Origin of the sequence: Kitasatospora sp. NPDC048296, from assembly GCF_043201815.1 — a bacterium.
Taxonomy (GTDB): domain Bacteria; phylum Actinomycetota; class Actinomycetes; order Streptomycetales; family Streptomycetaceae; genus Kitasatospora.
This window is the reverse complement of the sequence record NZ_JBICZB010000064.1, coordinates 30,931-48,133: the sequence shown is the minus strand read 5'-3', so window position 1 is coordinate 48,133 and position 17,203 is coordinate 30,931. Positions and strand designations below refer to the sequence as shown.

The 17,203-nt window shown below is 72.7% G+C and carries 16 protein-coding genes and 1 pseudogene; 10 read left to right on the top strand and 7 right to left on the bottom strand.

The features are described 5' to 3' along the window. Positions 1-215 precede the first annotated feature (215 nt). The 5 genes from ACGF12_RS29665 (at position 216) to ACGF12_RS29645 (ending at position 4,123) form a co-directional block, all read left to right on the top strand. Complete coding sequence (locus ACGF12_RS29665; RefSeq protein WP_393036588.1) at positions 216-1,085, top strand: SAM-dependent methyltransferase; 870 nt, start codon at positions 216-218, stop codon at positions 1,083-1,085. Between the two features lie 99 nt (positions 1,086-1,184). Next, positions 1,185-1,868, top strand: a complete 684-nt coding sequence (locus tag ACGF12_RS29660; RefSeq protein ID WP_393036585.1) for a hypothetical protein — start codon at positions 1,185-1,187, stop codon at positions 1,866-1,868. 207 nt (positions 1,869-2,075) lie between these two features. After that, on the top strand, positions 2,076-2,420 hold the full coding sequence (locus tag ACGF12_RS29655; protein WP_393036582.1) for a hypothetical protein: 345 nt from the start codon (positions 2,076-2,078) through the stop codon (positions 2,418-2,420). A 142-nt stretch (positions 2,421-2,562) separates the two neighbouring features. Continuing rightward, complete coding sequence (locus ACGF12_RS29650; RefSeq protein WP_393036579.1) at positions 2,563-2,952, top strand: peptidoglycan-binding protein; 390 nt, start codon at positions 2,563-2,565, stop codon at positions 2,950-2,952. A gap of 91 nt (positions 2,953-3,043) precedes the next feature. Next, positions 3,044-4,123 carry an N-acetylmuramoyl-L-alanine amidase gene (locus tag ACGF12_RS29645; RefSeq protein ID WP_393036576.1) on the top strand — a complete coding sequence of 360 codons (1,080 nt, stop codon included), beginning with the start codon at positions 3,044-3,046 and terminating at the stop codon, positions 4,121-4,123. Positions 4,124-4,208: 85 nt separating this feature from the next. Here the strand turns inward: ACGF12_RS29645 and ACGF12_RS29640 are convergent, their stop codons facing one another. Then, entirely contained in the window at positions 4,209-4,646 is a 438-nt protein-coding gene (locus ACGF12_RS29640; RefSeq protein WP_393036573.1) for a helix-turn-helix domain-containing protein, read from the bottom strand. Between the two features lie 274 nt (positions 4,647-4,920). Between ACGF12_RS29640 and ACGF12_RS29635 the strand changes: the two genes are divergently transcribed. Next, positions 4,921-5,901 (top strand): DUF2690 domain-containing protein, encoded by a 981-nt coding sequence (locus ACGF12_RS29635; protein ID WP_393036570.1) that lies wholly within the window; start codon positions 4,921-4,923, stop codon positions 5,899-5,901. A gap of 84 nt (positions 5,902-5,985) precedes the next feature. On the opposite strand, the gene ACGF12_RS29630 is transcribed toward ACGF12_RS29635, so the two are convergent. The 4 genes and pseudogenes from ACGF12_RS29630 to ACGF12_RS29615 form a co-directional block, all read right to left on the bottom strand. Next, positions 5,986-7,458: a SulP family inorganic anion transporter gene (locus ACGF12_RS29630; RefSeq protein ID WP_393036567.1), complete on the bottom strand. Its 1,473-nt coding sequence runs from the start codon at positions 7,456-7,458 to the stop codon at positions 5,986-5,988. A 120-nt stretch (positions 7,459-7,578) separates the two neighbouring features. Then, complete coding sequence (locus ACGF12_RS29625) at positions 7,579-8,208, bottom strand: carbonic anhydrase (protein ID WP_393036564.1); 630 nt, start codon at positions 8,206-8,208, stop codon at positions 7,579-7,581. Between the two features lie 206 nt (positions 8,209-8,414). After that, positions 8,415-8,765, bottom strand: coding sequence for a hypothetical protein (locus ACGF12_RS29620; protein ID WP_393036597.1), 351 nt, complete (start codon positions 8,763-8,765; stop codon positions 8,415-8,417). A gap of 319 nt (positions 8,766-9,084) precedes the next feature. Continuing rightward, a pseudogene (locus tag ACGF12_RS29615) lies at positions 9,085-9,150 on the bottom strand (hypothetical protein); the annotation flags it as partial. Between the two features lie 79 nt (positions 9,151-9,229). On the opposite strand from ACGF12_RS29615, the gene ACGF12_RS29610 reads away from it, so the two are divergent. Both ACGF12_RS29610 and ACGF12_RS29605 read left to right on the top strand, forming a co-directional pair. Next, entirely contained in the window at positions 9,230-9,871 is a 642-nt protein-coding gene (locus ACGF12_RS29610; protein WP_393036561.1) for a TetR/AcrR family transcriptional regulator, read from the top strand. 268 nt (positions 9,872-10,139) lie between these two features. Beyond that, the gene (locus tag ACGF12_RS29605) at positions 10,140-10,769 is read left to right on the top strand and encodes a TetR/AcrR family transcriptional regulator (RefSeq protein ID WP_393036558.1); all 630 of its coding nucleotides are present in this window, start codon (positions 10,140-10,142) and stop codon (positions 10,767-10,769) included. 27 nt (positions 10,770-10,796) lie between these two features. Here the strand turns inward: ACGF12_RS29605 and ACGF12_RS29600 are convergent, their stop codons facing one another. Further along, a complete protein-coding gene (locus tag ACGF12_RS29600) occupies positions 10,797-11,018 on the bottom strand; it encodes a hypothetical protein (protein ID WP_393036556.1) in 222 nt (73 codons plus the stop codon). Between the two features lie 293 nt (positions 11,019-11,311). Then, a complete protein-coding gene (locus tag ACGF12_RS29595; protein WP_393036554.1) occupies positions 11,312-11,917 on the bottom strand; it encodes a hypothetical protein in 606 nt (201 codons plus the stop codon). A gap of 176 nt (positions 11,918-12,093) precedes the next feature. On the opposite strand from ACGF12_RS29595, the gene ACGF12_RS29590 reads away from it, so the two are divergent. Both ACGF12_RS29590 and ACGF12_RS29585 read left to right on the top strand, forming a co-directional pair. Further along, complete coding sequence (locus tag ACGF12_RS29590; RefSeq protein ID WP_393036551.1) at positions 12,094-14,472, top strand: ATP-binding protein; 2,379 nt, start codon at positions 12,094-12,096, stop codon at positions 14,470-14,472. A 342-nt stretch (positions 14,473-14,814) separates the two neighbouring features. Beyond that, positions 14,815-17,067 (top strand): hypothetical protein, encoded by a 2,253-nt coding sequence (locus tag ACGF12_RS29585; RefSeq protein ID WP_393036548.1) that lies wholly within the window; start codon positions 14,815-14,817, stop codon positions 17,065-17,067. Positions 17,068-17,203 lie beyond the last annotated feature (136 nt).

Sequence of the window (17,203 nt, the reverse complement as noted above, 5' to 3'; positions counted from 1 at the left end):
CGATCTCGGGCCTCAACACCTCAAGATCTGCACGGGGGACGGCGTGTGCCGCGTCAGGCGCTCTGAACCCACCCACGGATGGAGCAGAAGAGCCCGTTTTCGGCGGCGGTGCGATCGGCGGCCGCACAGGTGGTCAGGGCGGACCGGCCCTGCGTTACCAGCGAGTTGGCTAGACTGCGGCGGGCCTGACGTGATCACAGATGAGGGGACAGCGGATGAGCGCGGACGAGACCTGGATGACGGCCGCCGAGCCGGGGCGGTCCGGCGAACCGGTCGTCCCGCACATACGCCAGGACATCCCGCACAGCGCCCGGATGTACGACTACTTCCTCGGCGGCAAGGACAACTTCGCCGTCGACCGCGAGGCCGCCGAGCGGGTGCTGACCGTCTTCCCCACCATGCGCACCGCCGTCCGCGCCAACCGCACCTTCATGCACCGCGCCACCCGGGCCCTGGCCCGGCGCGGCCTGCGCCAGTGGCTGGACATCGGCACCGGCATCCCCACCTCGCCGAACCTCCACGAGGTCGCCCAGACCGTGGAGCCCCGGGCCCGCGTGGTCTACGTCGACAACGACCCCGTCGTCCTGGCCCACTCCCGCGCCCTGATGACCAGCACCCCGCAGGGCCGCACCGCGTACGTCCACGGCGACGTCAGCGACCCGGCCGCGATCCTGGCCACCCCCGAAGTGGCCCGCACCCTCGACTTGGACCAGCCCGTCGTCCTCTCGATGGTGGCCCTGCTCCACTTCGTCCCCGACCTCGCCGACGCCCACGCCATCCTCGACCGCCTCCTCGCCCCGCTGCCGGCGGGCTCCGCCCTGGTCCTCTCGCACGCCACCGCCGAACTCGACCCGTCCGGCGCCACCAAGGTCGAGGAGATCTACAACCAGGCCGGCACCTCCCTGCGGCTGCGCCCCAAGGCCGAGTTCGCGACCTTCTTCGAGGGCCTCGACCTCCTCGACCCCGGTATCGTCCCCGCTCACCGCTGGCACCCCGACGAGACCGACGACCCGGCCGGGCTGCTCCCGGCCGACGTCACGGACGCCCAGGTCTCCTTCTACGCGGGTGTCGCCGTCAAGCCGTAGCGCGCCGTCCCCGGTCCGAATTGACCTGCCGACGGGTCAGGTTCCCTGTACCATCTGCGCGTTCGGGATCAGGACACGTGGGACATCGGGGGCGGCGCCGTGACGGGGACCATCACGCTGTGGGTGTTCGGACTGCTCTGCTTCGTCGCGGCCTTCGCGAAGGAGGCCGCGAGCGGCGCCGGGATCAAACTGCCAGGCCCGCAGACCGCGGGGGCCCGGGTCGGCGTGATCGCGGTCGGGCTGCTGGCCCTCATCCTGGGGACCGCGATCCGGCCGAAGGACGACGCGCCGACCGCCGTGACCCCGGCCGCGGCGCCCGCTCCCGCCACCGCGGTGCCGTCGACGGCGCCCGCGGCGACCGGTGCCACCCAGGCGGCACCGACCCCGACCGCGCCGTCTCCGACCGGGCTCACCGTGGCCTGGACCGGACAGGTCGGCATCCCGCTGGAGGGCGGGGTCGACTTCGACCTGACCCCGCCGGGGCGCGACTCCGGCTTCCCGAAGGGCATCTACGCGGCCGGGTTCACCGCGACGAGCGCCGTGCTGCGGGAGGAGATCCAGATGGACCACGACCAGTTCGGCGTCTGGACGGGCCAGGCGCCGCCGTCCGGTGCCGCCTGCTCCGACTGGGCCGTGACCCACCCGGGCGACTCGGCCCACGTCGGCGTCGGATCGCTGGTCTGCCTGAAGAGCCCGGGCGGCCGCACGGCCCTGATCAAGATCGACGCCATCGCCCCGTCGGACTACCGGGTGGACGCCACGGTCGCCGTCTGGTCGGGCTGAGCCGGATCGCCCACCTACTGACCGGCTGTCAGGGGTGCTCTCAGGGGGAACCCCGGGACCACCTACGGGCCGGAACGGGGATCTTCCCTGATGGTGGGGTCGAACGCGGTTCCGACAGGAACTCAGCGATCAAGTTGATCAGTGATCAGTGATCGCGCGCCGAAGCCCGTCGGCGCGATCCGTCAGTCCCCTTGGAGCACGTCCCTCATGAATTCCCGCACGAACCACACCCGTTGGACCCGCCTGGTCGCCGGTGCGGCACTGCTGACCACCGTGACGATCGGCGTCGACGTCGCCCCCGCCTTCGCCGCCCCGGCTCCGGCCGCCGCCACGACCGCGGCGGTGGCCCCCGCGCCGCTGCCGCCGCTGGACCCCGCGGCGATCCGGGCGGCGCTCGACCAGCGCCCGGCGGCCGAGGTCACCAGCGGCGTCTTCGCCACCCGCGACCTGAGCCGCAAGGTCGTCTACTCGGTGAACCCGACCGGCCTCCTCGGCGCCGAGACCCCGTACGCGGGCCGACTGCTCGTCACCTCCTTCGGGCTCACCCACTAGGCCGGGTCCGGCGGCCCCGGTGCCCGGGGCGTCCCGGGACGGGGGAGGGACGGGGATTCGTGGTGCGGCGGGCCGGCGGGCACCTAGCGTGATGGTCGAGCGGTCCGCTGCGGGCGGACCCATGCCGGATTCAAGGAGAACCGTGGCCATTCACTCCCTGGTCAAACGTGCCGCCGTGGCGGCCGCCACCGCTGCCGTCGCCGTGATACCCATGGCCGGGACGGCCAGCGCCAACACTGACGCGGGGTACGTCGGCTACGGCCAGGCCAACAACTGGAACGCCGTGTACTGCGTCCAGGCCGAGATCAACTACTTCACCTACCAGCACGGCGTGGGGTACCCGAGGCTCGTGGAGGACGGCTACTGGGGCCCGGCCACCTACAACGCGGTGATCATGTTCCAGAACCAGCTGATCAGCTACACGAAGCACGCCGACGGAGAGGTGGGCCCGCTCACCGGGAACATGCTGATCGCCAACGGCGACCCCACGATGTACGGCAACTGCCGGAACGCCCTGCCCACCACCTACTGACCGGGCTCCACCCCCGTCCCCGCGCCGTCCGCAGGCGCGGGGACGGGGGCCCTCCGTTCCCCGACCACACCAAAGGAACAGGTAGCCCCGCATGAACCCGGAATCCGCCCCGCTGAACCCCGGTCGTCGCACGTTCCTGGCCGGTGCCCTGGCCGTCGGCACCGGTGCCCTGCTCGGGCCCGGGCTGTCCGCCGGGGTGGCGCGCGCAGCGACCGTGCCGGTGATCGCCGACACCACCGCGTGGGGCGCCCGGCCGCCGAGCAGCCCGATCAACTTCCTGGCGGGGGCGCCGGACAAGGTGATCGTGCACCACACCGCGACCGCCAACGTCACGGACTACTCGCAGGCCGCCGCGTTCTCGCTGGCCCAGTCGATGCAGACCTACCAGATGGACACCGAGCACTGGATCGACACCGGGCAGCACTTCACCATCAGCCGCGGCGCGTACGTCATGGAGGGCCGCCACAACAGCCTCTCCACGCTGTTCAGCGGCACCCAGCACGTGGAGTCCGCGCACTGTACCTCGCAGAACACGGTGGCGATCGGCATCGAGAACGAGGGCACGTACACCACCGTCGACCCGCGCAGCGAGCAGTACGCGGCGCTGATCGACCTGATCACCTTCATCTGCCGGCAGTACGGGCTGCGCGCCTACCAGGTCTACGGCCACCGGGACTTCAACAACACCGAGTGCCCCGGCGACCGCCTCTACGCGCTGATCCAGCAGATCCGGGCCGACGTCGCGGCGCGGATCGGCGGCGACCCGACCGGGCCGGTGTGGCCGGTGCTGAGCAGCGGCGCCTCGGGCGAGAACGTGCGGACGCTGCAGTACCTGCTGGTGCAGCACGGCGCGACGCTGACGGTGGACGGGTCGTACGGGCCCGCCACACAGAGCGCCGTCACGGCCTTCCAGAGCTACACCCACGCCTCGGCCGACGGCGTCGCGGGCAACCAGACCTGGAGCCAGGCCGTCGCACCGCTCGCGTACGGCGCCTCGGGCAGCGCGGTGCAGGCGGTGCAGAGCCAGCTGGTCGCGCACGGCATCCAGGTGGGCGTGGACGGCGCGTTCGGGCCCGGTACCCAGGCCGGGGTGGTGGGCTTCCAGAGCTCGGCCGCGCTGCCGGCCGACGGCGTGGTGGACGCCCGGACCTGGAGCCGGCTGCTCGTCTGACCCCAGCGGGACCGATCCGGTCCGATCAGACCCGGCCCGGGCACCGCGCGCTGCCCCTCAGCGCGGTGTCCGGGCCGTCCATCGCTCAGGAGCTGGGCCGCCGGGGCCGTCGCCCGGCGGTGGCCAGCCCCGCGCCCGCCGCGAGCCCCAGCCCGAGCAGGACCAGACGGCGCAGGATGACGGCCTGTCGACGGTGCGGGCAGGCGGACGGCGGGTGGTCCAGCGGCCCGGCCGACAGTGCGTTCGGCGCGCTGATCGTGACGCGGAAGCTGTCGGCGAGGTGCCACAGGGCGAGCAGGTGCTCGGCGTCGCCCTCGCAGACCGAGGCGATGCTCTCCACCGCGTCGCGCGGCGGGAACTGCTTCCCGTTCACCCAGCGCTCCCACGAGGACTTCGCGTAATGGGTGCGTTCACTGATGCGGGCGTAGGTCAGGCCCGATGCGGACTTCAGCGACTGGAGCTCCTTGGCGAGCTGGTCGACAGCGGACAGAGACGTGATCTCGGACGCGTGCTGGCGGCCCATGAGGCTTCCCCCCGTGCTTGCTCTGATCTGACCGGTGTGGTGCGGAGGACGTCCTGACCGCTACCCGGTTGAGTCAACTCTCCGATATGTGACCGCGATCATTCGCCTGTCTCCGAACGATCTGAGACGGACCCGTCCTGTCTCACGGCCCGGAGCTGGGGTTTTGGCGGGCGAACGGGAGACGGTTGAGACGATGCCCCGGGGAGCGGATTAGACTGATCATCCAAAAATTGATCAGTTCACGACGTCTGTCGACCCGCTAGAGGGGCCCGCGATGAGCCAGTCCTGGAAGCCGCTTCCTGATGATCTTTCGGAACCCGCTCGGCGGCTGGCCGAAGAGCTGCGCGCGGTCAAGGACGCGCACCGGATCTCGCTGGCCGAGCTCGGCAAGCGGACCTACCTCAGCAAGGCCTCCTGGGAGCGATGGCTGAACGGGAAGCGGCTGATCACCCCGCAGGCGCTGGCCGGGCTGATAGCGGCGGTGGAGTGCGACGCCGAACTGCTGACCTCCCTTCTGCGGCAGGCCGAGGCCGAGCGGGAGGATCCCATCACGGAATCCGCGGCCGTCCTCGTGCCGGCGCCCGTGCCCGTCCCGCCGGCCGAGGCGCCCGCGCTGCCCGTCGAGCAGTTCCCGTCCGTCGAGCCGCCGTCCGTCGAGGTGCCGCCCGTGCCGGCGGCCGAACTGCCGACGGGCATCCCCATGGCGCGCGTCGCCGCCGCCGTAGCGGCCGCCGTCGCCGCCGTGCTCGTCCTGGTCGCGGGCCTGTGGCTGCGCGGCCCACAGGACGGTGGCGGCAGCGCCGCGGCGGCGATCCTGCCGACCGCGACGGCCTCGGGGCCCGCGCCGCTCTGCCAGGGCGTCGGCTGCGCGGGCAAGGACCCGCAGGCGATGGGGTGCGAGAACGACGACCACACGCTGCTGAGGGGCAACGTCGGCCAGGTGATCCTGTACATGCACTACAGCCCGCGATGTCGGGCTGCCTGGGCCGGGATCACCGACGCCTCCCCGGGGGACACCGCCACCATCACCACCAACACCGGCTGGCAGGAGACCGCCCTGATCCACTGGGGCTACGACGCCTACTCGGTGATGGTCGACGCCAGCCCGGGCGACACCACCTTGCGGGTGTGCGGCCACCAGAAGGGCGGTGCCGGCTGCATGGACGTGGTCACCGACCCGGCCGCCCGCGCCGCCGCCGCGCCGCTGCCCGCGCCTCCGATCGTCACCACGACGCCGACCTCCCGCGCCGGCTGAGCCAGCCGGGACGACCGGGACGAGCGGGACCGGGGCCCGTCGGGCGGACGGGGGTGCCGCCCCACGGGCCCCGGTGTCAGGCGGTCAGGCGGTCACGGCCGTCCGGTCGGGCTGGACGGTGCGGGCGTTGTGCTGGTCGGACCAGGTCTGCAGGGCGCTCATGCAGGCGTGGTCGAGGTGGCGCAGCGCGGCCAGGTCGAGCTCGATCGGCCGGTTGGTGGGCAGCCGCTCGAGGGTGTCGAGGATGCGGGGCAGGCGCAGGAAGGTGGCGTTGCCGAAGATCCGGACCCGCACCAGGCCCTCGCCCGGGTCCTCCACCTCGATGTGGACCCGCGAGGTCTCCCAGGCGGCCTTGACCACCGCCAGGGCGAGGCCGATCAGCACACCCTCGAACATGTCGGTGACCAGGATCGCCCCGGCGGTGACCACCAGGACGACCGCCTCACCGCGGTGTTCGCGCCACAGCGGCCCGAGTTCCTTGACCGGCAGCAGCTTGAACCCGGCGTGGACCAGCACGCCCGCCAGCGCGGCCACCGGGATCATGCCGAGCGCGGCGGGGAGCAGGGCGGCGAACAGCAGCAGCCAGACGCCGTGCAGCACGCGCGAGACCTTGGTCCGGGCGCCGGCCTGGACGTTGGCGGCGCTGCGCACGATCACCGCGGTCATCGGCAGCGCGCCGAGCAGCCCGCACACGGTGTTGCCCGCGCCCTGGGCCATCAGCTCCTTGTCGTAGTCCGTCTTCGGCCCGTCGTGCAGCCGGTCGACGGCGGCGGCGCTGAACAGGGACTCGGCGGAGGCGATCAGGGTGAAGGCGATGACGGTGGTCAGCAGGCCGACCTCGGTCAGCCGGGCGAAGTCGGCCCCGCCGGGCGGCTGGACGGCCGCCAGCAGGCCCTTCACCTCCACCCGCTTGACCGGCAGGTCGAACAGGACGGTGGTGGCGGTCGCGGCGCCGACCGCGACGAGCGGGCCGGGCAGCAGCTGGGCCCGGCCGGGCAGCTTCTTCCACAGCACCATGATCAGGACGGTGCCGGCGCCGATGCCGACGGCGGTGAGCGCGGGGCCGGACCGGGCGACGTCCAGGGCGAGTTGGGGCAGCCCGGCCAGCTTGGCCGGCCCGGTGCCGGGTGCCTTGCCGTCGGCGAGCGCGTAGATCTGCCCGGCGACCAGGACGAGCCCGATGCCGGCCAGCATGCCGTGTACCACGGACAGTGAGATCGCGCGGAAGAAGCGGCCCAACTTGAGTGCGCCGAGGGCCAGTTGCAGCAGCCCGGTGGCCAGGACGACCACGCCGAGGGCGCTGAGCCCGTAGTCCTGCACCAGGGTGAGGACCAGCACGGTCAGGCCGGCGGCCGGACCGCTGACCTGGAGGCTGCTGCCGGGCAGCAGCCCGGTGATCAGTCCGCCGACGATGCCGGTGATCAGGCCGAGTTCGGCCGGGACGCCGGAGGCGACGGCGACGCCCACGCACAGCGGCAGGGCGACCAGGAAGACGACGAGGGAGGACGTGACGTCGGTGCGCAGCGCGGAGCGCAGCGTGGCGAGGGAGGAAGTCATGGGCGTTCTCTGTTCGAAGGAGGGAACGTCGTGGAGGGGAACGTCGTGGAGGGGGCACCCGCCGCGCACGGGCGCGGTGGGTGCCGTGGCCGGGAGCGGCCGGAGGGGTCGGGTGGCGGCCTACAGCGCCTGGAACGCGCCTCTGGCGGGCTTCCAGGCCTGGACCGCGCCGGTCTCGACGGTGTAGTACCAGGCGTGCAGCCGCAGTCGGCCGGCCGCCAGGCGGCGGGCGACGAACGGGTAGCTGCGCAGGTGGTCCAGCTGGGTCAGCACGTGCTGCTGGGTGACGGCGACCAGGTCGGGCGCGGAGCCCTGGGCTTCCGCCGGGCCTTGCGCCGACGCGGTCCCGTCCGCTTCCGGCCGGTGCCCGGCCCAGGCCAGCCAGCGTCCCACCAGGGGCATGCTCGCGACCCCCTGCTCGCGGACCAGGCCCTGGACGGCACCGCAGTGCGAGTGGCCGCACACCACGATGTCCGGCACGCCCAGGGCCTGGACGGCGAACTCCAGGGAGCCCGCGACACCGCAGGCGCCGGCCTGGGCCCGGTAGCGGGGGACGATGTTGCCCGCGGTCCGCAGCTCGAAGAGGTCCCCGGGGCGGGCCCCGGTGAACATCGACGGGATCACCCGGGAGTCGGAGCAGGAGATGAACAGGGCTTGCGGTCGCTGGCCGTTGGCCAGCCGGGCGAACTCCTCCCGTCGCTCGGAGAGCGCGGCGGGGAACGTACGGGCGTGCTCGATGAGGGTCTGCATGAATTCGGCCTCGTGGCTCTTCGTGTGCTCACCGGGCCGAGCGGGGTGGCTCGGAGGGGAGCGGTACAGGGACGCGAAGAGTGCGTGCGGCGCATGCCCGACGACCGGGCCTCAACCTCGGTCGGTCACGGGTGACCGACCGTCACGCCGTGGCGAAGGCACGGTGCGGAGGCCGTCGTGGGAGCGTGCGGGCCACACGCCGCCTGTCAGCAGCGGAAGGTCTGCAGGGTGGTGGCGTCGGGGGTGAGCGCGGAGGCGGGGCTCCAGGCCTCTCTCGCTCTTTGCGGATGGGCGGCGCGGGCCGGGGTGTCGGATTCCGCGGCCGTCGCCGTGACGTCCACCGTCTCGCCGGCGGGGGCCGGTTCGTCGATCAGCTGGCCCCGGCGCGGGGCCAGGACGGGCGCGGTCACCGCGTCCAGGTGGGCCGAGGTGTCGGCCTCCTCCGGCGGCGCGTCGAGCGAGCCGCGCAGCTTGCGCTGCTCGGCCTCCTTCTCGGGGGCCATCGCGCACACCGGGCGTGGGACGGCCGACGCGGCCTTGGGGGTCAGCAGCAGCATGAAGACGGCAAAGGTCAGCAGAACCACTGCTGCCGCAACTCGCCGTATCACCACTGGACTCCCGACGTCGTACTCGTCGTGCCGACGCCGAAACGTTACCTGCTCTTGGTGAACCCTTGCCCGAACTCCGAATGTGATGTGGGTAACAAAGACGTCCGCCCCACTGGACAACTTCCAGAGGGGCGGGCTCAGTTGTGGTCAGGTTGTATCGGTGCGGCGGGGGACTGGTGAGATCGAGCGCGAGGATCCGGCCCGGGCGGCCGAAGGCCTCGCCGAGGTGGGTGCGGCCGCCGATCCGGTCGGGTGCTTCGAGCAGGAGCGCCGAGTGCCCGTCGACGCTGAGGTCCCGCGCCGCGGTGACCCCGGCGAAACCGGCACCGACCACCACGACGTCATGCGCGTGAGTCACCTGAGCCCTCTCCTGACAAGGGGGAGTGAAAAATCAACTGGTACGACCCCGAACCGTGTTCGAGGAGAATCCGACCAACCAGGCGCCGGCCCGTCCGACGACCCAGCGCCGCGGGATCGAGCGCAGGCAGGCGATCCTCGACGCCGCCGAGGCCCTGCTCACCGAGCAGGGCTACGAGGACACCACCCTGAAGGCGATCGCCGAGCGGGCGGGCATCCCGATCACCTCCGTGTACCACTACTTCTCCGACCGGTACGAGGTCGACGCCGAGGTCCTGCGGCGCCATGTCGTCGAGCTCGACGCGATCGGTGCCGCCGCGTTCGGCGACCCCGCGCTGCGCACGCTGCGCGACGCGGTGGACGCCACCATCGACCCGACCCTGGAGTACCTGCGCCGTCACCGCGACTGCGCCCAACTGTGGTTCTCCGGACGCAGTGAGCGGCTGGAGGAACTGGTCCGCGACTTCGACCGGATCCGGGCGGAGCGGCTGCGGACCTTCCTGGTCGAGCGGGACCTGCTGCGTGCCGACACGCCCCCGCTGGCGCTGGAGCTCGCCTTCGCGGCCGGTCACCGGCTGTTCGACATCGCCTTCCACGCCTCGCCGACCGGTGACGACGCGACGATGGCCGAGGCGCGTCGGCTGGTGACCGCCTACCTGGAGACGTACTCCGCCCCGGGGGTGGAGGGGCGGGGCTGACGCCGGGGTCGGCCGGGGTGTCGCCGTGACGGCGCGCGGCGGGTCGGCCGCGACGGCGCCCCGGCCGGCATCAGACCCATGGCGCGGGGCTGCTCAGCTTCAGGCCTTGGATGACAGGGAGTCCGGGGCCGCTCAGCGGCTGTCGGCTGTCGGCTCTCCCGGCCCGGATGGGGAGGTGTACGTCCCAGTGTCGTTGCGCGCCCGTGGCTGATGCTCTTTCGAATCGTGATCGAATTCGAAGAGTCCCGTGGATCTTCCGAGGCCGACCATGGCTGACCCCAAGGTGTCCGGTCGTCCGGTCGTGGTGCAGCGCCGCCGGATCGAGCGGGTGAAGGCCATCCTCGACGCCGCCGAGGCGATCCTCGCCGAACAGGGCTACGAGGCGGCGACCCTCAGAGCGATCGGCGAGCGGGCCGGCATCCCGACCGCGTCCGTCTACCACTATTTCGGCGACCGCCTCGCGGTGGAGACCGAGCTGCTGCAGCGTCACCTGGCGGCGCTGCGGGGGCAGATCATCACCCGGCTGCGCGAGCGCGGGCGCAGGACCGTGCGCGATGTGGTCGACGCCGTCATCGACCCCCTGCTCACTTACGGCCGCGGGAATCCGAGCTTCGTCGAGTTGTGGCGGGAGCGCGCCGGGACACTGGTGGAGCTGGGGCGCGAGTTCGACGAGTCGCTCTCCGAGCGGACCTGGCGCGCCTTGATCGAGCGCGACCTGATCGGCGTCGACACCCCGTTGCTCGCCGTGCAGCTCGCCTTCGAGGTCGGCGACCGGCTCTTCGACGTCGCCTTCACGCGCTCCCCGGGCGGTGACGAGACCGCGATGGACGAGGGGCGGCGCATCATCACCGCGTACCTGGAGACCTACGCGCCGCCGGCTCCCGCCTCCGGGGACTGAGGGGGCGGCCGCGTCCCGCGTCCCGCATCACGAGGCGTGTCGCGCTCGGCGGGCGCGCTGCGGAGCGGGGCGCGCGGCCCGGCCGGCGGGTCGGGCGGTCGAACGCGGCGCGCCCAGGGCGCCGAGCACCGGGCTGTCCAGCGGGCTGGCCGCCAGCCGCTCCAGCACCGTCGAGAGCGCGGCACGCAGCCGGCGGGCCCGGTGGCGCACGTCGGGGACGTCGGAATGGAATGCGGCGGATACGGACATGCGGCTCACCTCCGGAGCGACCTGCGGACCTGCAGGTAGGTCGAGCCTGCACCACTTCGCCCGGGTCCGGGCCCGTCTTGGCGGCCTGCTGACGCGGTCCTGACGGTTCGTGTATTCCGGCGGGCGAAGGCGGCCGGCGCAGGGCTGCGAGGCGGAGGCGGTGAAGGTCGCCCGCGCGGCCCTCGCCGCGATGCCGCGCTGAGCGGATCCGGCCGCGAGCCGCGGTACCCCCGTTGCCGCGGCTCGCGGCCGGTCGACGGGCGGCGCCCCGGGGCGGCCCGTCGGTCCGTGGATCAGTTGCTCACATTGATGCAACTGCCGGTGTACACGCCGCCGTTGGCGTCGCTGAAGCCGCACCACCAGCCGGCGGTGACGTAGCCGTTCGGCGTGTAGGTCGTGGTGTACCAGGTGCCGCCGGTCACGTGGAAGCTCGTCCCCGTCACGACGGCCCCGGAGGGGCTCTTGATCTGGATGTCGGCCCAGGTACTCGCACCGTAGTAGGTGCTGTTCTCCATGGTGCGGACGTAGTAGCCGCTGCCGTCGACCGTGAAGCAGACCTTGGGGTTGACGCCGTTGCAGGTGGTGGCCCAGGTGGGCGGCGTGGCGTCGCCGTCGCCCGGAGCGGGGGCGGGGGAGACGGTCTGCGGTCGGGCGGCCGAGCGGTAGACGGTGAGGACCCCGGCTGCGGTCCTGGCCTCCTGGACCGGTACGGGGCCGGGACGGGCCGACGCGGTGGATGGGGTGGATGGGGTGGTGGCCGGCGGGGTGGCCGGCGGGGTGGCCGGGGCGGCCGGAGCGTCGACCGTGCCGCCCGCGCCGAGCGCCGCGAGGGCGACGGCGAACGCCGTCATCCGGGCCGGACCCCTGGCCGGACGCGAAGCGGCCCTGCGAGCGTTCAAGTCTTCCTCCTCGGACGGGGCCGTTCGGCGCTCATCATCGCCGTGGTGGGGCCGGGGCGACCACGACGTTGACCTGACGTTGACCTGACACTTGGGCATGCGTCGGGCTAATCTCGTTCGCGATCAGCGCCGGCCGGGCGGACGTCGGCACGGTTCGCAGGGGACCAGGGGGATGAGTGGGGGCTGCTGTTTTCGCCGAGCTGTTGCGGGAGCGACGACTGTCGGCGGGGTGGAGCCAGGACGAGCTCGCGGAGCGCTCGGGGGTGTCGGCGCGATCGATCAGCGCCCTGGAGGCGGGCGGGCGCCGACCCCGACTGTCCTCGGTGGTGCGGCTCGCCGAAGCCCTCGGTGTCGACCAGGACACCCGTACCCGGTGGCTGGCGGCGGCACGGGACACGGACCCGCAGCGCTCGGCGGGGGCGGACGGACCGGACGCTCCGGCGGCGGAGCCGACCCCCGGAGCTGCGGCTCTCCCGCCCCTTCCCTCAGGCCTGTCCTCCGGCCCTGCTGGGTCGAGCAGCCCGCAGCAGCTGCCCATGGCCATCCGGCACTTCACCGGGCGTGCCCGCGAGCTCCAGGCGCTCGACGAGCTGCTGGCCGACGTGACCCCCGGCTGCGGCGCGGTGGTGATCTCGGCGATCGCCGGCACCGCGGGCGTGGGCAAGACCACCTTGGCCGTGCACTTCGCCCACCGGGTGGCCGACCGCTTCCCCGACGGTCAGCTCTTCGCCAACCTGCGCGGGTTCGACCCCGACCGCGCCCCGGTCGACGCCGCCGACGTGGCGCGCGGCTTCCTGGACGCGCTGGGCGTTCCCGCCCTGCGCGTCCCCGCCGACCCGGACGGGCAGCTCGCGCTCCTGCGCAGCCGGCTGGCCGGCACCCGGACGCTGATCGTCCTCGACAACGCCCGCGAGGCGGAACAGGTCCGCCCGCTGCTGCCCGGCTCCAACACCTGCCTGGTCGTGGTGACCAGCAGGAACCGGCTGCCCGGGCTGGTCGCCCTGGACGGCGCCGTCCCGCTGGCCCTGGACGTGCTCCTCCGTGCGGAGGCGCGCGAACTGCTCGCCCGCCGCCTGGGCGCCGCGGTGGTGGAGGACCAGCCTGACGCGGCCGACGAGTTGATCGAGCTCTGCGCCCGGCTGCCGCTGGCCCTGAACATCGCCGCCGCACGGGCGGCCGACCACCCCGGCACCCCGCTCGACGTGTGGGCACGCGAACTGCGGGACTCCCAGGCGCGCCTGGACCTCCTGTCGGCCGGTGACAGCCACGCCGACGTCCGGGTGGTGCTCTCCTGGTCCTACCGCGCGCTGGCTCCGCAGGCCGCCCGCCTGTTCCGGCTGCTCGGCCTGCACCCGGGCCCGCACGTCAGCGTGGCGGCGGCCGCGAGCCTCGCGGGCCTGCCGTTGTCCGAGACCCGCGCCCTGCTGGAGGACCTGCACCGCGCCCATCTGATCACCGCGCCGGAGCGGGGCCGGTACACCTTCCACGACCTGCTGCGCGTCTACGCCGCCGAGCAGGCGGCCGCCCTGGAGTCGCCGCAGGGGCAGGCCGAGGCGACGCTGCGGATGCTCGACCACTACCTCCACACCGCGCACCGCGCCGGCTGCCTCGCCTACGCCGACGACGCCAACTGGCAGTCGCTCGACCTCGCGGAACCGGCCGCCGGGGCGGCTCCCGAGGACCTCGCCGACCGCCGGCAGGCGCTCGACTGGTACCGGGACGAGCAATCGGTGCTGGAGCGGATCGTCGACTCGGCCCACCGGGCGGGCGCCGACGTCCACGCCTGGCAGCTCGTCGGCGCGCAGGTCGCCTACCTGCTCAAGTCGGGGCTGTGGCAGCAGTGGCAGCGGGCGAGCGAGACCGCGCTGGCCGCCGCCGAACGCACCGGGGACCTCCGCCGGCAGGCGCACGCGCACCGCTGGCTCGGCCAGGTGCACCGCTCCCAGGGCCGCCAGCCCCAGGCCCAACGCGAACTGCGCCGGGCCCTCGAACTCTTCGAGGCGCTCGGGGACCGCCCGCGCGAGGGCAGGACCCGGCTCGACCTCGCCATCGCCCACGGCGAAGAGCACGCCGACGCCGAGGCGGTGGCCGAGTCCCGCCGGGCCCTGGAGCTGTTCCAGACCATCGGCGACCCCTCCGGGCAGGCCCTCGCGCTCAACAGCATCGGCTGGTACCTGGCGCAGCAGGGCGAGCTGCGGGAGGCGCTCCCGTACTGCCGGCGCGCACTGGACCTGGCCCGAGACACCGGCAACCTCCCCGGCCAGTCGTCCATCTGGGACAGCATCGGCTTCATCCACCACCACCTGGGCGAGTACCACGAGGCGCTCCCCGCCTACCACGAGTCGCTGCGCCTGCGTCAGGCCGTCGGCGACTACTTCCTCCAGGCCGACATCCACACCCACATCGGCGACACCCACCTCGCGCTCGGTGACGTCGAGGCCGCCCGAGGCTCCTGGAACCGGAGCCTCGCCATCCTCGAAGACCTGCAACACCGTGACGCCGACGCCGTTCGGGCCCGGCTGAACGCGAGCACCGGGCCGGGGCGGCTCCGCTGAGCGGCGGACCGGGCGCCGGAATTGACCTGACCGGTATTCCGGTCGTGCGGTGGCGGACGGGAAATCCGCGTGCTCGGACGGCATTGTCAGGGGCCCGCCAGAATCCCCGGTCCGGTGCCGCCCGGTGCGGGAAAATGGCTGGTCAGAGCCGTTCGGTCAGGCCCTCATCAATTGTCGTTCACCCTCCCGACATTGACGGGTGCGCATCCTGGCCGCACCTTCTTCCAGTAATTCCCCAGACCTTGGCAAACCTTGTTCCCAGCCTGCTGCGCGAGCCCTGTCCGGCCGGGCATTATCAGCTCCCATGAGTCGATTCACCGCAATACCGCAGGGGGCTTTCGCGTGAGAGCCTTCCGCTTCCTCCCCGCCGTCGCGCTGGCCGTCGCCACCGCGGTGATCGGGTTGGCCGCCGTCGTCCCGGCCTCGGCCGCGACATCACGGGTGGACCTGAACGTCCTGGTGGTCACCGACGGCAACCCCTGGGTCGAGGGGATCCGGCAGCAGTTGGCCGCCGAGGGCGTGCCCACCACCGTCATCGACCTCACCAGCACCAGCCGGGCCACGATCACGGCCGGCTTCCTGGCCGACACCCTGGCCGACGGCACCCCGCACGGGCACTTCGAGGGCGTCGTGCTGCCCAACGACGCCCCGTCCCAGCTCTCCGCGGCCGAGCTGAGCACCCTGGCCGGCTACGAGCAGGGCTACCAGGTCCGGCAGGTGGACGCCTACGTCTGGCCCGGCACCAACACCGGCCTGAACGCGCCGAGTTGGTCGGGCTCGCTGGACGGTACCAGCGCGACGGCGACCGCCTCCGCCCGTGCGGACGCCTTCCGCTACCTGAACGGCCCGGTCCCCTTCGAGGGCACTCCCGGCGGGAACGGCTCGTACGGCTACCTGACTACTCCGCTGCCCGACAACCCGGCCACCGGCTCGCACTTCGAGCCGTACCTGACCGAGACGGTGCCCGGCACCACCACCCAGGGCACCCTTGCCGGGGTCTACACCTCCGGCGGGCGCCAGCAGTTGGTGCTGACCTTCGCCTACAACTACTACCAGCAGCAGTACCGGCTGCTGGCGCACGGCATCGTGGACTGGGTCACCAAGGGCGTCCACCTGGGGTACTGGCGCAACTACTTCTCGGCCCACATCGACGACCTCTTCAACGCCAACGCCCGATGGAGCCAGGTCGGCAACTGCACCCCGGGGGAGGGCGACTGCGTCGGCAGCGTGCCGGCCACCACGCCGATCCGGATGACCCCGGCGGACGTCACCGCCACCGTCGCCTGGCAGCAGCAGAACAACTACACCCTGGACTTCCTGTTCAACGGCGGCCCCAGCCTGGACTACGCGGCGGCCAACGGCGGCACCGACCCGCTGACCACCGCCCTGCTGGCGAACAAGAACAGCTTCTGGTGGCTCAACCACACCTACCAACACCCGTTCCTGGGCTGCGTGCAGAACTTCACCGTGATCCCGTGGAAGTGCCAGACCGACTCCACCGGCGCGATCCAGTACGTCGACCAGGCCACCGTCAACAGCCAGATCCAGCAGAACATCCAGTTCGGCCAGGCCAACGGACTTCCGTTCAGGCCGGGCGAGTTGGTGGCCGGTGAGCACTCCGGCACCGTGATGCTGCCGCAACAGCCCAACGACAACCCGAACTTCCTCGCCGCGCTCAGCCAGAACAACATCCAGTGGCTCGGCGTGGACGCCTCCCGGGAGACCGGCCAGCGGCAGATCGCCTCGGCGCTCGGCGTGCCGCGCCACCCGATCAACGTCTTCTACAACGTCTCCACCCAGCCCGACGAGGTGAGCGAGTACAACTGGCTCTACACCTCCAAGGCGAACGGCGGCAGCGGCAACTGCGAGGCCAACCCGACCACCACCACCTGCATCACGCCGCTCGACCTGAACACCGGCTGGGCGAGCTACGTCCTGCCGATGCAGGAGAAGATCACCCTCGGGTACGTGCTCAGCAACGACCCGCGCCCGTTCTTCATGCACCAGTCGAACCTGACCGACGACCGGCTCGCCCTGCAGACCCTGACCGGCATCCTCTCCACCTACCGCGGCTGGTTCACCCCGGACACCCCGGTGGTCAACCAGACCCTCACCGACGCCGGCAGCACCCTGCAGCAGCAGACCGCCTGGCAGCAGACCCTGACCGCCGGCACCGTCAGCGGCTACATCCAGGGCGGCGCCGTCACCGTCCAGGGCCCGGCCGGCACCACCGTGCCGGTCACCGTCCCGGCCGGCACCACCGTGACCGGGGGCGCCGCCTTCGGCTCGGTGTACGGCGGCGAGCAGTCCGGCTACCTCACCCTCGGCGCCGCGCCGACCGGCCTGACCCTGACCTCCGCCGCCTTCGGCACCGCCACCAGTGCCGGCCCGACCCCGAGCACCGGGATCGCGCTCGCCTCGTACTCGATCGGCTCGCCGCACGAGGTGCACCGCAACGGCACCGCGATCACGGTCACCGACCCGTACGGCACCCACGTGCTGCCCAAGCTCGCCGGGAAGCCGGACGAGGAGCTGCACGTCGGCGGCACGCACCACCACCCGTACCAGACGCCGGTGGCGCAGACGAAGAAGTAGCCACTACCGCGCGCCGACGGGCGGGGGGGGGGCCCCCCCCCCGGCCCGCCGGCGGGGGGGGGGGGGGGTGGGGTGGCGCGCGGGGTGTGGTTCCACGGGGGTTTGCGCCGGGGGGGGGGGGGGGGCGGACGGGTGG

Excerpts from the sequence above, each read along its gene's own strand:
- ACGF12_RS29640 (WP_393036573.1), bottom strand. The coding sequence starts at position 4,646 with ATGGGCCGCCAGCACGCGTCCGAGATCACGTCTCTGTCCGCTGTCGAC.
- ACGF12_RS29645 (WP_393036576.1), top strand. The coding sequence starts at position 3,044 with ATGAACCCGGAATCCGCCCCGCTGAACCCCGGTCGTCGCACGTTCCTG.
- ACGF12_RS29655 (WP_393036582.1), top strand. The coding sequence starts at position 2,076 with ATGAATTCCCGCACGAACCACACCCGTTGGACCCGCCTGGTCGCCGGT.
- ACGF12_RS29600 (WP_393036556.1), bottom strand. The coding sequence starts at position 11,018 with ATGTCCGTATCCGCCGCATTCCATTCCGACGTCCCCGACGTGCGCCAC.
- ACGF12_RS29665 (WP_393036588.1), top strand. The coding sequence starts at position 216 with ATGAGCGCGGACGAGACCTGGATGACGGCCGCCGAGCCGGGGCGGTCC.
- ACGF12_RS29635 (WP_393036570.1), top strand. The coding sequence starts at position 4,921 with ATGAGCCAGTCCTGGAAGCCGCTTCCTGATGATCTTTCGGAACCCGCT.
- ACGF12_RS29625 (WP_393036564.1), bottom strand. The coding sequence starts at position 8,208 with ATGCAGACCCTCATCGAGCACGCCCGTACGTTCCCCGCCGCGCTCTCC.
- ACGF12_RS29620 (WP_393036597.1), bottom strand. The coding sequence starts at position 8,765 with ATGCTGCTGCTGACCCCCAAGGCCGCGTCGGCCGTCCCACGCCCGGTG.
- ACGF12_RS29630 (WP_393036567.1), bottom strand. The coding sequence starts at position 7,458 with ATGACTTCCTCCCTCGCCACGCTGCGCTCCGCGCTGCGCACCGACGTC.
- ACGF12_RS29605 (WP_393036558.1), top strand. The coding sequence starts at position 10,140 with ATGGCTGACCCCAAGGTGTCCGGTCGTCCGGTCGTGGTGCAGCGCCGC.